At 64.2% G+C, this 13,105-nt stretch carries 8 protein-coding genes; 5 read left to right on the forward strand and 3 right to left on the reverse strand.

Annotated features, from left to right (window positions below):
- Window positions 1-405 precede the first annotated feature (405 nt).
- Together glmM and AB4Y97_RS14845 are read left to right on the forward strand one after the other, a co-directional pair.
- Window positions 406-1,782: a phosphoglucosamine mutase gene (gene glmM / locus AB4Y97_RS14840; RefSeq protein WP_441999816.1), complete on the forward strand. Its 1,377-nt coding sequence runs from the start codon at window positions 406-408 to the stop codon at window positions 1,780-1,782.
- 236 nt (window positions 1,783-2,018) lie between these two features.
- Entirely contained in the window at window positions 2,019-2,762 is a 744-nt protein-coding gene (locus tag AB4Y97_RS14845) for an outer membrane protein (RefSeq protein WP_441999817.1), read from the forward strand.
- A gap of 682 nt (window positions 2,763-3,444) precedes the next feature.
- Here the strand turns inward: AB4Y97_RS14845 and AB4Y97_RS14850 are convergent.
- Window positions 3,445-6,582 carry an efflux RND transporter permease subunit gene (locus AB4Y97_RS14850; RefSeq protein ID WP_441999818.1) on the reverse strand — a complete coding sequence of 1,046 codons (3,138 nt, stop codon included), beginning with the start codon at window positions 6,580-6,582 and terminating at the stop codon, window positions 3,445-3,447.
- 162 nt (window positions 6,583-6,744) lie between these two features.
- Window positions 6,745-8,013, reverse strand: a complete 1,269-nt coding sequence (locus AB4Y97_RS14855) for an efflux RND transporter periplasmic adaptor subunit (RefSeq protein WP_441999819.1) — start codon at window positions 8,011-8,013, stop codon at window positions 6,745-6,747.
- A gap of 255 nt (window positions 8,014-8,268) precedes the next feature.
- On the opposite strand from AB4Y97_RS14855, the gene AB4Y97_RS14860 reads away from it, so the two are divergent.
- Together AB4Y97_RS14860 and serA are read left to right on the forward strand one after the other, a co-directional pair.
- On the forward strand, window positions 8,269-9,441 hold the full coding sequence (locus AB4Y97_RS14860; protein WP_441999820.1) for a phosphoserine transaminase: 1,173 nt from the start codon (window positions 8,269-8,271) through the stop codon (window positions 9,439-9,441).
- 153 nt (window positions 9,442-9,594) lie between these two features.
- On the forward strand, window positions 9,595-11,187 hold the full coding sequence (gene serA, locus AB4Y97_RS14865; protein ID WP_441999821.1) for a phosphoglycerate dehydrogenase: 1,593 nt from the start codon (window positions 9,595-9,597) through the stop codon (window positions 11,185-11,187).
- A 47-nt stretch (window positions 11,188-11,234) separates the two neighbouring features.
- On the opposite strand, the gene AB4Y97_RS14870 is transcribed toward serA, so the two are convergent.
- Window positions 11,235-12,140 carry a DMT family transporter gene (locus AB4Y97_RS14870; protein ID WP_441999822.1) on the reverse strand — a complete coding sequence of 302 codons (906 nt, stop codon included), beginning with the start codon at window positions 12,138-12,140 and terminating at the stop codon, window positions 11,235-11,237.
- Window positions 12,141-12,218: 78 nt separating this feature from the next.
- Between AB4Y97_RS14870 and AB4Y97_RS14875 the strand changes: the two genes are divergently transcribed.
- On the forward strand, window positions 12,219-13,082 hold the full coding sequence (locus AB4Y97_RS14875) for a type 1 glutamine amidotransferase (protein WP_441999823.1): 864 nt from the start codon (window positions 12,219-12,221) through the stop codon (window positions 13,080-13,082).
- Window positions 13,083-13,105 lie beyond the last annotated feature (23 nt).

Consider the following 13,105-nt stretch of genomic DNA (forward strand, 5'->3'; position numbering starts at 1 on the left):
CTGCTCGAATACGAGACCCTGACCGGCGACGAGATCCGCAACCTGCTCGACGGTCAGCCGCCGATCCGGGATACCGGCGACACGGTCTCGGCGAGCCGCGGCTCGGCCGTGCCGACCGCCGGACGCGGACGGCCCAAGGAAAGCGGCGGCGGGATGGAGCCCCAGCCGCAGGCCTGACCCTTCGGAGGCACCTCCTAAGCATTAAGACGCCCGCCACTCGGCGGGCGTTTTGTTGTGGAGCCTTCAAGTTTTAACTTTCTCAAAGTCCTTTTGGTGTGTGCAGTGTAACAATTGCTCATCACTTGTGATGGCCGGTCCGGTGCGAAAGCCTTGACCCGATTCATGGAGGTTGCTTTGAGAAAATCAAAGCGCGCATCGGCGCTACGGAATGCGGAGAAACAACACGTGCGCAAATACTTTGGAACCGACGGTATCCGCGGCCGCGCCAACGGGATCATCACGCCGGACCTTGCCCTCAAGGTGGGACAGGCGGCGGGTCTCATGTTCCAGCGCGGCGATTATCGCCACCGGGTCATCATCGGCAAGGACACCCGCCTGTCCGGCTACATGATCGAAAATGCGCTTGTTGCTGGGTTCACCTCGGTCGGCATGGATGTGCTGCTTCTCGGGCCGATGCCGACGCCGGCCGTGGCCATGCTCACGCGCTCCATGCGCTGCGATCTCGGCGTCATGATCTCGGCCTCGCACAATCCTTACGAGGACAATGGCATCAAGCTGTTCGGCCCCGACGGGTTCAAGCTCAACGACGACGTAGAGCACGAGATCGAGTCGCTCATGGATTCCGACCTGGCGCATCGCCTTGCCGGCTCCTCCTTGCTCGGCCGCGCCAAGCGCATCGAGAGCGCGGATGCGCGCTATATCGAGTTCGCCAAGCGCACCCTGCCGCGCCAGCTCGATCTCGAGGGAATGCGCGTGGTGATCGATTGCGCCAACGGCGCGGGCTACAAGGTCGCTCCCGAGGCCCTGTGGGAGCTGGGCGCCGAAGTCATGTCCATCGGCGTCGAGCCCAATGGCTTCAACATCAACCACGAGGTCGGCTCCACCGCACCCGAGGCCCTGGTCCACAAGGTGCGCGAGTTGCGCGCCGATGTAGGCATCGCGCTTGACGGCGATGCGGATCGCGTACTCATCGTGGACGAGAAGGGCCAGAAGGTCGACGGCGACCAGCTCATGGGCGTCGTGGCCCGCTCCTGGCAGGAGGACGGCCGCCTGACTCAGGCCGGCATCGTTGCCACCATCATGTCCAATCTCGGCCTCGAGCGCTATCTCGGCGGTCTCGGTCTCAATCTCGTGCGTACGGCGGTCGGCGACCGTTACGTGCTCGAGCACATGCGCGCCCATGGCTTCAATCTCGGCGGCGAGCAATCCGGCCACATCATCATGTCGGATTACACCACCACCGGCGACGGCCTGATCGCGGCGCTCCAGCTTCTCGCCGTGGTGAAGCGCCTCGACAGGCCGGTCTCGGAAGTCTGCCACTGCTTCGAGCCTCTGCCGCAGGTTCTCAAGAACGTGCGCTACAAGGCGGGCCAGCCCCTGCAGGCCGATTCCGTCGTCAAGGCGATCGAGGCCGGACGCGCCCGTCTTGGCGCCAACGGCCGCCTGGTGATCCGCCCCTCCGGCACAGAGCCGGTGATCCGCGTGATGGCCGAGGGCGACGATGGCGATCTCGTCGCCCTCGTCGTTGACGACGTGGTCGATGCCGTTTCCCGCGCCGCGACGCAGGTTCTGGCCGACGCCCCGGTCAAGGGCGCTGCGTAAGATCCGGCTGCGTTCCTTGTCATCCCCGGCGATCCGCAGGGCCAGGAAGGGGATCCGGTGTCCAGCGTGGCGCGATGGATTCCCTTTCGCTCCAGACGGGAATGACGGAGGGCGCCTGCGATACGATCCGTTAAGGTTAAGCGCCACTTAACCTCTCCGCATTAGGGTCACGGCAAACGGCATCCGGCGCCTTTCGCCGGGTGGATGCATAGTGACACCAACTGCGGAGATACCGCTTGCGCCTAACGATATTCGCGCCGGTCGGCCTGGCCCTGGGACTGGCTGGCCCCGCCGCCCATGCCGCCGATCTGCCACCAGCTCCGGTTCTCGACGACAGCGACGAGTCCGTCGGGTCAGGCTGGTATCTGCGCGGCGATATCGGGGCCGTCGATCCGATCACGGTCCGCCATGGACGCGACGGCGGCACGGCAGCCGTGCCACCTCTGGTCAAGGCGCGGTTCGACCGAGGTTTCGTTCTCGGCGTCGGTGCCGGTTATCAGGTCTCGCCCTGGTTCCGCACCGACCTGACCATCGATCACCGCTTCGGAGCGAGCTATAAGGGAGTGCGCTTCGGCACGGATTCTGGCTTTGCCCTCGACCGGGCGGATTTCGAGACCACGACCTTCCTCGCCAACGGCTATATCGATCTTCCGCTCTGGAGCGGCGTCACGCCCTATCTCGGCGCTGGCATCGGCGTCGGCCTCAACCGGTTCGACAATGCCGAACGCGCGCTCGTCGTCGCGGGCGCGTCCCCTTCCGCCTCCATGCTCCTGCCTTCGCGCACCGAGACTGTCCTGGCCTGGGCCCTGGTGGGCGGCATCGCCATCGATCTTACCGCCAATCTCAAGCTCGATTTCGGCTATCGCTACAGCCATCTTGGCGCTGTCCGCACGCAATCGGACGGCACCGAACCGTCGATCCGCGCACGAGGAATCAGCACTCACGAATTCCGCATCGGCGCGCGCTACATGTTCGACTGAGCAAGAATTTCGAACAGGTTCAGCACCCGATCGAACCGGTCGGGCAGGTAGGGTTTACGAGGGCCGGGCCGGGTGACGTTCCTAACGCTGGAACACCAGTCACGCGTGGCCCCGCAAGGATATTGGTCTGGTTCGTGTCGAACTGGGCTTGCTCGTCGGACTGGAGAGTTTGCTCCATCTGTTGGAGCGAGCTGTTGATGCCTGGAATCAATTGATCGGCTGTAAGGGGATTAGTGCTTGTCGTAGGCGCCAGCACGTTAGGCGTGGGCGTAACGGTGGACAAGGGCGTCGTTGTCGTCGTTGGTGCAGGTGTAGTCGTGGGCGTAGCGGTCTGAGCGACGGCGGCACCAGCCGTCAGGGCCGAGGCTCCGAGCGTTGCGGCGAGGATGAGCATGCGCATAGCGGCATCTCCTCTGGTCTGCCCCCATCCATTCTCAATCTTCCAACATGCGCGTATTCCAAGACGACACCCGGTCGAGGCGATAGTTCCGCCTCTCGGTCGGTTGAGAAAATCCGTCGCAGGCGGACAGGGGCGCGCCTTGCTTCCAGCGGTCAAACGCTCCCTTTGCTGACCTGGATCAGTGCACAGGACAGCCCAGAATTGATCCCGATCCGCGAGTCGGGCCTCGCTCTTTCGAGCGAGGCTGCCGTCGGATCCTGCACCGGAAAACCCTTGCGCTTTCTACTCCGCCGGATGGGCCGGAGTCCGTTCCTCGCCGTGAGGCCTGAGGCCGGTCTTCTGGCGCAGCTCCTCGAGCAGTTCGCTCACATATGTGGCGGGCTTGGTGAAGCCGCCGAGGAGCAGATAGATCGATGGCACCACGAGCACGGTAAGAAGCGTGGAGAGCGTCACGCCGCCGACGATCACTGAGCCGATGGCGTTACGCGCTTCCGCGCCGGCGCCCTCCGACCAGGCGAGCGGGATCGCGCCGCCGATCATGGCGATCGAGGTCATCAGGATCGGGCGCAGACGCAGCACGGAAGCCTCGACCACCGCATCCCTCACCGAATAGCCGCGCTCGCGCAGCTGGTTCGAGAATTCGACGATCAGGATGCCGTTCTTCGTCATCAGGCCGATGAGCAGGATCATGCCGATCTGGCTGTAGATGTTGAGCGACTGCCCGGTGATCGCGAGCGCCGCGAGACCGCCGGTAACGGCGAGCGGCACCGTGAGCATGATGATGAACGGGTTGATCCAGCTTTCGAACTGGGCCGCCAGCACCAGGAACACCACGAGCAGCGCCATGGCGAAGGTGACATAGATCGCGTTCGAGGACTCGCGGAAATCCTTCGACTGCCCGGTATAGCCGATGCGAACCTCCGCCGGCAGGTTTTCCTGCACGATCTTCTCCAGGGTCGCGAGACCTTCGCCGATGGAAACGCCCGGCCGCAGCGACGACTGGATCGTGATCGAGCGCAGGCGGTCGAACCGGTTCAGGGTCTGCGGCGCGGCGGATTCCGTCAGCGTCACGAAGGAAGAGAGGGGGACGAGATCGCCGGTCCCGGAGCGGATGAAAGTATTGGTCAGGTCGTTCGGGGTCGCCCGATCTTCCGGACGGCCGCGGATGATGACCGCATATTCCTCGCCGCGATTGACGAAGGTGGAAATCTGCGTTTCGCCGAACATCAATTCGAGCGTACGACCGATATCTTCGATCGACACACCGAGATCGGCGGCGCGGGCACGATCTATCTGCACGCGGATATCGGGCTGGGATTCCTTGTAGTTCGAATCTATGTTGACGAAGAGGCCCGTTTCCTGCGCCTTCTGCATCACGATATCGCGCCAGTCGCGCAAGGTATTGTAGTCCGGCCCGCCGAGCACGAACTGGATCGGCTGCGAGTTGCCGCGCTGTCCGAGCGAGCCCGGATTGGTCGGGAAGGCGCGCGCGCCGGGGAAGTTGGAGACTTTCGCGATGAGTTCCTGCGTCAGGTCCTGCTGCTTCATGCTGCGCTGGTCCCATGGCACCAGACGCACGATGATGAAGCCCGCATTGACCGGCGAGGGACGCGCGAAGCCGGGCGCGACCTGGCTCGTGATCGAGGCGACGATGCCTTTCTCCTGATAGGGCAGGAGCTGGCGCTCGATTTCCTTGATGCGCTCGCGGGTATAGTCCAGGCTCGCGCCTTCGGGCCCGTTGACCTGGATGATGATCGCGCCGCGATCCTCCGTCGGTGCGAATTCCTTCGGAATCATCTGGAACAGCCCATAGGCCGAGAAGGATACCGCGACGCCCATCGCCAGGATCACGAGGGGGGCTTTCAGCGCCCGCGACAGGATGCGGCGATAGACGTTGTTCATGCCCGTGAAGAACGGCTCGGTCATAAGCTGGATGCGGCCATGGGCGGGCACCATCAGCTTGGAGCAGAGCATCGGGGTGAGCGTGCGCGCCACCACGCCGGAGAAGAAGATCGCGGCGGCGAGCGTGATCGCGAATTCGCGGAACAGCTTGCCCGTATTGCCGGTCATGAAGGCGAGCGGCACGAACACGGCCATGAGGGTCGCCGTGGTGGCGATGACGGCGAAGCCGATTTCGCGCGCGCCGTCGAACGAGGCGAGAAGCGGCGGCTGTCCTTCCTCGATGCGGCGATGGACGTTCTCGATCTCGACGATGGCGTCATCCACCACGATGCCGATGGCGAGCACGATGGCAAGGAGCGTCAGCACGTTCACGGAGGCGTTGAAATAGCTCATCACCATGAAGGCGGCGGTGATCGAGACCGGGATCGCCACCATGGCGACGATGGTCGAACGCCAGTCACGCAGGAAAAGCAGGATCACCAGGATCACGAGCACGAGACCCTCGATGAGGGTGTGCAGCACACCGTTGATGGAGGCGCGAATGAACTGGCTCTCGTCGTAGGATACATCCGCCGACGTGCCGGGCGGCAGGGATGTCTTCAGCCGGCTCAGCTCCGCGCGCACGTCGTCGGCGACCGAGAGGGTGTTGGCGGTCGACTGGCGGACGATGCCGACACCGACGGCAGTCTTGCCGGAATCGTAGAACTCGAAACGGGTATCCTCCGCGCCGACCTCGACTTTCGCGACTTCGCCGAGACGCACGAGATAGCCGTTCTTGTTGGAGACGATGACCTGCTCGAAATCGCGCGGGCTGGCGAGGCGCGAATCCGTCTTTACGGTAAATTCGCGCTGGGACGATTCGATGCGTCCGCCCGGCAGTTCCACGTTCTGCTTCTTGATGGCGGTTTCAATGTCCTGAACCGTCAGGTTGCGTGCGGCGAGCGCGGCGCGATCCACCCACACGCGCATGGCATAGCGCCGCTCGCCGGCGAGATAGACGTTGGCGACGCCGGGCACGGTCGAGAGGCGGTCCACATAGACCCGTTTCAGAAAGTCGCTGAGTTCGAGCGCATCGAGCGTCGTGGAGGTGACGCTGATCCACAGGATTGCGGAGGCGTTGTCGTCCACCTTGCGAATGACGGGTTGATCGACGCCGTCCGGCAGGCGGCCTACCACGCGGAACACGGCGTCGCGCACGTCCGAGGTCGCGCCTTCCGGATCACGCGACACGTCGAACTCGATCGAGACCGAGGAGCGCTCGTTCTGGCTCTGCGAGTTGATCTGGCGGATGCCCTCGATGCCGGCGACCGCGCCTTCGATGACTTCGGTCACCCGGCTTTCGATAACCTCGTTCGACGCACCGCGATAGATCGTGGAGATGGAAACGACGGGCCGGTCCACGCTCGGATATTCCCGCACCGGCAGGTTCATGAGCGAGGCGAGGCCGCCCACGATCAGCAGCATGCTGACCACGATGGCGAAGACGGGGCGGCGGATGAAGAGGTCGGAAACCTGCATGGCTCTGTTCGATCCGGGTTAGAGCAGATCTTCTAAAAACTCGACGTCCCTGTCATCCTCAGGCCAAGCCGAAGGCGATGGAAGAGGATCCGTAGCGTTGAGCCCGATCATGGATCCCTTTCCCCTCACTGCGTTCGGCCGGGGATGACATGGGGTGCATTCTCAATTCCGCTCGGCCGCGATGGCGCTGCCGATGGCCTGCGGAAGATTCAGCGAGCTGCGGGACGGCTGCTCCCGGTTGGCGGCGGGCGGCTGCTGGACCGGCGCGCTGGAGCCGAGAGGGCGGGCGATGACTTCAGCGCCCGGACGCACGCGCTGAACGCCCAGAACGACGATGGTTTCGCCGGCTTTCAGCCCATCCACCACCTCGACCTTGCCGCCCTGGCGCTGGCCGATCCGGATGACGCGGCGCTCCACCTTGTTGTCCTTCACGGGATAGACGAGCTGGCGCAGGCCTTCGCTGACGATCGCCTCCTCGGGCACGACGACGGCATCCTCCTTGATCGTCACCTGGAGGGCGACGGACAGGAACATGCCGGGCTTGAGCGCTTCGTCCGGATTGTCGAAGTCGGCGGTGAGCCGCACCGTGCGGGTGGTCTGGTCGACGCGGGTATCGATCGTGGAGACCGTGCCCATGAAGGTCCGGCCCTGATAGGCGGGGGAGGTGGCATTCACCGTCTGGCCGGGCTTGAGGCGGCCGAGAAGGTTTTCCGGCACCGAGAAATCGAGCCGGACGCGGGAGAGGTCGTCGAGAGAGGTAATGCGGGTGCCGGGCGAGATATAGGCGCCGAGCGAAACCGAGCGGGTGCCGACCCGGCCCGCGAAGGGCGCACGGATCGTCAGATCCTCCAGGCGGGCTTCCGCCGCCTTGCGCTGGGCCTGTGCGGAAGCGATGGAGCCCTCGAGCGACTTCACCTGGGCGGTCAGGTCCTCGACCTGGGCCCCGGTGCCGGAGCCGGTGCGATTAAGCGCCTGAGCGCGTTCGAGCTTGATCGCTACTTCGTTGCGCAGGGCGACGGCCCGGTTGGCCTCCGCGGTCGTCTGTTCGATATCGGCCTTGCGCTCGGCGGCATCGAGCTGGACCAGCATGTTGCCGGCCTTGACCTTCTGCCCCTCTTCGAAACCGATTTCGCTGATGACGCCTGCTATTTTTGCGGTCACCGTGATGGATTCGTAGGCACGGACCGTACCCACCGATTCACGGCTTTCCACGATCCGCCCGGTCTTCACCGTATCGACCTCGACCGTGGCCGGGCCGGATGCGCCGCCGCGCCCTCCGCGTCCGGAAGGTGTGGCAGGGCCGCCCGTCGTCGTAAAATAGGAGCCGATCACAGGTGTTTTTGCGAGGTGGCCGCCCTGATAGGCGTACCAGCCGCCAAACCCTGCTGCCCCCAGCACGGCGATGACGGCGAGCTGACGGGAAACACGCATGCTCGCTCCTTGAAGCTTTTTTATATTGGAGTTCCCTAGCACATATTATGCCAGTCTCAGCCAGCATAGCGCAGGCTATGCGAGATTTTGAATTACGATTTCGTAATCTGGCGTGGCCGCGGGTATCATTGCGGGGCGCTGTCATTCCCGGCCTGGCGCCGCCGAATTGTCTTGACCGGCGAGTTCCGCTCCGTCATACCCGTCGGCGGGACACCTCTCCCCACCGAGAGGCGCCCATCTGTAAGGATGGATCACATGACAGACCTGCCCGCCGCGCGTCCGCGCGCGCCTTTCTTTTCGTCCGGCCCCTGCGCGAAGCGCCCCGGATGGTCTCTCCAAAATCTCAAGACCGATAGTCTCGGCCGCTCGCATCGCGCGAAGCTTGGCAAGGCGCGCCTGAAACTCGCCATCGATCTGACACGCGAAATTCTGGAAGTGCCGGCCGATTACCGCATCGGCATCGTGCCCGCTTCCGATACCGGCGCCGTCGAGATGGCCCTATGGTCGCTCCTCGGCGCGCGCCCGGTGGACATGGTTGCATGGGAAAGCTTCGGCGAGGGCTGGGTCACCGACGTGGTGAAGCAGCTCAAGCTTCCCGATGCCCGCGTCATCACTGCGCCTTACGGCGAACTGCCGGATCTCACGCAGGTCGACACCAGGACCCGGGACGTGGTCTTCACCTGGAACGGCACGACCTCCGGCGTGCGCGTGCCGAATGCGGACTGGATCGCGACGGACCGCGAGGGGCTGACCATCTGCGACGCCACCTCGGCGGCCTTCGCGCAGAAGCTCGACTTCTCGAAGCTCGATGTGGTCACCTTCTCCTGGCAGAAAGTGCTCGGCGGCGAGGCGGCCCACGGCATGCTCATCCTCTCGCCCCGCGCCGTCGAGCGGCTCGAGACCTACAAACCCGCCTGGCCGCTGCCGAAGATCTTCCGCATGACCAAGGGCGGCAAGCTGATCGAGGGTATCTTCGAGGGCGAGACCATCAATACTCCGTCCATGCTGGCGGTAGAGGATTACATCGATGCGCTCGAATGGGCGAAATCCATCGGCGGCCTGAAAGGTCTGCTCGCGAAGGCCGATGCCAACGCCAAGGTGATCCTCGACTGGGTCGCCAGGACGCCGTGGATCGCCAATCTCGCGAAGGATCCGAAGAACGCCTCCAACACCAGCGTGTGCCTCGTGGTCTCCGATCCCGACGTCGTCGCGAAAGGTCCCGAGGCTGTGGCGCAGGTCGCCAAGGGCATTACTTCCGCGCTCGACAAGGAAGGCGTCGCCTTCGATATTGGCGCCTATCGCGATGCGCCTCCCGGCCTTCGCATCTGGTGCGGCGCGACGGTGGAAGCCTCCGACCTCGAAGCCCTGACGCCCTGGCTCGATTGGGCCTTCGCACAGGAAAAGGCGAAGCTCGCGAAAGCGGCTTGATTTAACCCCTCTCCCCTTGCGGGAGAGGGTGGCCCTCGCGTTAGCGAGGGTCGGGAGAGGGGGGCGGCTATCTCCTTCTCCACGGCCCCTCTCCCGGCTCACTTCGTCCGCCACCCTCTCCCGCGAAGGGGGAGGGGCTATCCGGAGCCCATCATGCTTAAACCCCGCGTACTTATTTCCGACGCTCTTTCGCCCGCCGCCGTTCAGATCTTCAAGGATCGCGGCATCGAGGTCGATTTCCAGCCGGATCTCGGCAAGGACAAGGACAAGCTCGCCGCCGTGATCGGCGAGTATGACGGCCTTGCCATCCGCTCCGCCACGAAGGTGACGGCGAAGATCCTGGAAAAGGCGACCAGGCTAAAGGTCATCGGCCGCGCCGGCATCGGCGTCGACAATGTCGAGATTCCCGCCGCCACGGCGAAGGGCGTCATCGTCATGAACACGCCCTTCGGCAATTCCATCACCACCGCCGAGCACGCCATTGCGATGATGTTCGCGCTTGCACGCCAGATCCCGCAGGCGGATGCCTCGACTCAAGGAGGCAAGTGGGAGAAAAACCGCTTCATGGGCGTCGAGCTTACCGGCAAGGTGCTCGGCGTCATCGGCTGCGGCAATATCGGCTCCATCGTCGCTGAGCGCGGCATCGGGCTTCGCATGAAAGTGATCGCCTACGATCCCTTCCTGTCGCCGGAGCGTGCGATCGAGCTCGGCGTCGAGAAGGTTGAGCTCGACGACCTGTTGCGCCGCGCCGACGTCATCACGCTGCACGTGCCGATGACGGAAAAGACGAAAAACATTCTCTCCGCCGAGAATATCGCCAAGACGAAGAAGGGCGTGCGCATCGTCAACTGCGCCCGTGGCGGTCTCGTCGATGAAGTTGCCTTGCGCGCCGCGCTCGATTCCGGCCACGTCGCCGGTGCGGCCTTCGACGTGTTCACGGAAGAACCTGCCACCAGCAACCCGCTCTTCGGCCATCCCAACGTGATCTGCACGCCGCATCTGGGTGCCGCTACGACCGAAGCGCAGGAGAACGTGGCCTTGCAGGTCGCCGAACAGATGTCGGATTACCTGTTGCAGGGCGCCATCCAGAACGCGGTCAACTTCCCCTCGATCACGGCGGAGGAAGCGCCGCGCCTGAAGCCCTTCGTGGCGCTTGCCGAAAAGCTCGGTTCGTTCCTGGGCCAGCTCACGGAAGCGCCGATCAAGGGCATCCGCATCGAATACGAAGGCGACGTGGCGGAGATGAACACCCGCGCGCTTACCTCGGCCGCCGTCACCGGCGTGCTGCGCCCCTTCCTGCAGGACATCAACATGGTGTCCGCGCCCGTCGTCGCGCGTGAGCGCGGCATTACGGTGGAAGAGGTCAAGCGCGACAATGCCGTGCGGGACTATGAAAGCTTCGTCCGCATCGTTGTCGAGGCGGAGGACATGGCGCGCCATGCGGGCGGCACCGTGTTCCAGGACGGCAAGCCGCGCGTCACGGAAATCCGCGACATCATGGTCGACGCGGAGTTCGCGCCGCACATGATCTATGTGCGCAATGCCGACAAGCCGGGCTTCATCGGCAGCTTCGGCACCCTGCTCGGCGAAGCGGGCGTCAACGTCGCCACCTTCGCGCTCGGCCGCGACAAGCAGGGTGGCGACGCCATCTGCTTCGTCTCGGTCGATCAGCCGGTATCCGATGAGTTACTACGCAAGATCGAGGAGATCCCGCAGGTGAAGCGCGCACGCTCCGTGCGGTTTTGAGTGACGTCAACCTCACATCATCCCCGGGCTTAGTCCGGGGATGATGATCACGCCCTCCGCTCGCTCAGCCAGATGCCGCTGAGCACCAGCGCCAGACCCAGCGCATGATAGAACGCAAAGGGCTCGCCGAGCAGGATCACGGCGAGCAGCGCGCCGAAGACGGGAACGAGGTTCACGAACAGGCCCGCCCGCGCCGGACCGATCAGCTCCACGCCGCGAATGAAGAAGACCTGTGCCAGAAGCGACGGCAGGAAAGCGACGTAGAGCAGCACTGCCCACCCGTTGAGCGTCGGCCATTGCGCCGTGCCTTGTGCGATTTCGATGGCGACGAGGGGGAGGGAAGTGAGGAAGGCGACGACGGCCATGGCCGTGAAGAAGACGAGGCCCGGCAGGGCAGGCCTGTGCCGCAGGCCGAGAGTATAACCAGCATAGAACAGGCAGGCGATCAGCATCCACACGTCGCCGATGTTCAGCGCAAGCGTCCGCAGGATCGCGAGATCCGCCTTGACCGAGACGATGACCACGCCAACGACGGTCACGATCATGCCCAGAACCTGCAGGGGCCGGATGCGGGTTCGGAAGAAGAGTGCGATGCCGATGAGAACCAGCACCGGAATGGCGCCCTGGAAGATCGTGAGGTTCACGGCGCTGGTATGATGGGCAGCGGCGTAGAACAGGGCGTTGAATGCCGTGAAGCCGAAAGACCCCATGAGAGTGATGAAGAGCCAGCTTTTCCGTATGACGGGCCATTCGGCGGCGAGTTTCGGGCCTATTGTCGGGAGCAGTACCGAGACCACGATCACCCAGCGCAGGCAGGTCAGGACCATGGGCGATATTTCGCCGACCGCGAGGCGTCCGGCAATGGCGTTGCCGCCCCAGAAGAGCGTGGTCAGGACGAGCAACAGGTAAGCCTGCCCGAACAATCCCTTCCGGAGGGGATGCAGGAATTTCATGGGATGCAGCACCTCGGAGCGCTTGCCGTCGCGTGCCGTTCGGTTAAACCGGCGCTTAAACGGAGGCTAGGATAGCTCATGGCCTTAAGATTTCTGGTCATCGAGGGCAATACGCAGGGTGCAAGGCAGGCCCACAGGGAGGCCTATGGACTTATGCCGTCCGAGTCCTATGCAGCCGTGTTGCAGGATATCGAGCCGGACGCGATCTGCGATCTGGCTTTCCCGGCGGACGAGGGGGCAAACCTGCCAGATGCCGCAGGGCTCGAATCCTATGACGGCATCGTGCTGACCGGCTCCCATCTCAATATCTACGACCGGACCCCGGACATCCTGCGCCAGATCGACCTGATGCGCGCCGTCTATGCCTCCCGCACGCCGTCCTTCGGCTCCTGCTGGGGCCTGCAGGTGGCGGCCGTGGCCGCCGATGGCGATGTGCGGCAGAACCCGGCAGGCCGCGAGATCGGCTTTGCCCGGCGATTGATGCCGACCGAAGCAGGCGCTTCGCATCCCCTGCTGGCGGGACGGCCTGCGGTCTATGACGCGCCCGCCATCCATCTCGACATGGTCACGACGGTGCCGGCCGGCTGCACGATCCTGGCGTCCAATGCGGTGTCGCCGGTTCAGGCGGCGGAGATCACGGTGAATGGCGGCACGTTCTGGGGCGTGCAGTATCATCCCGAATTCAGCCTCGGAGAACTCGCCGTCATCCTCGGGCGGCGCAGCAAGATCCTGGTGGATGAGGGCTTTTGCCGCACGCCGGACGATGCGGCGTCCTATGTGGCGGATCTGACCGCCCTGCATAAGAACCGCGACCGCTTCGATCTGGCTTGGCGGCACGGGCTCGATACGGAAGTGCTCGAGAGCGAGCGTCGCACCCGCGAAATCGGCAATTTCATCGCCCATCGGGTCAGGCCGGAGAAGAGCGCGCGGGGGCGAGCCTGAGGCCGATCCGGCGCTCTCGCGTC

Source organism: Microvirga sp. 2TAF3, from assembly GCF_052114965.1.
GTDB lineage: Bacteria > Pseudomonadota > Alphaproteobacteria > Rhizobiales > Beijerinckiaceae > Microvirga.

Excerpts from the sequence above, each read along its gene's own strand:
- AB4Y97_RS14850 (WP_441999818.1), bottom strand. The coding sequence starts at position 6,582 with ATGCAGGTTTCCGACCTCTTCATCCGCCGCCCCGTCTTCGCCATCGTG.
- AB4Y97_RS14870 (WP_441999822.1), bottom strand. The coding sequence starts at position 12,140 with ATGAAATTCCTGCATCCCCTCCGGAAGGGATTGTTCGGGCAGGCTTAC.
- AB4Y97_RS14855 (WP_441999819.1), bottom strand. The coding sequence starts at position 8,013 with ATGCGTGTTTCCCGTCAGCTCGCCGTCATCGCCGTGCTGGGGGCAGCA.
- serA (WP_441999821.1), top strand. The coding sequence starts at position 9,595 with ATGCTTAAACCCCGCGTACTTATTTCCGACGCTCTTTCGCCCGCCGCC.
- AB4Y97_RS14860 (WP_441999820.1), top strand. The coding sequence starts at position 8,269 with ATGACAGACCTGCCCGCCGCGCGTCCGCGCGCGCCTTTCTTTTCGTCC.
- AB4Y97_RS14875 (WP_441999823.1), top strand. The coding sequence starts at position 12,219 with ATGGCCTTAAGATTTCTGGTCATCGAGGGCAATACGCAGGGTGCAAGG.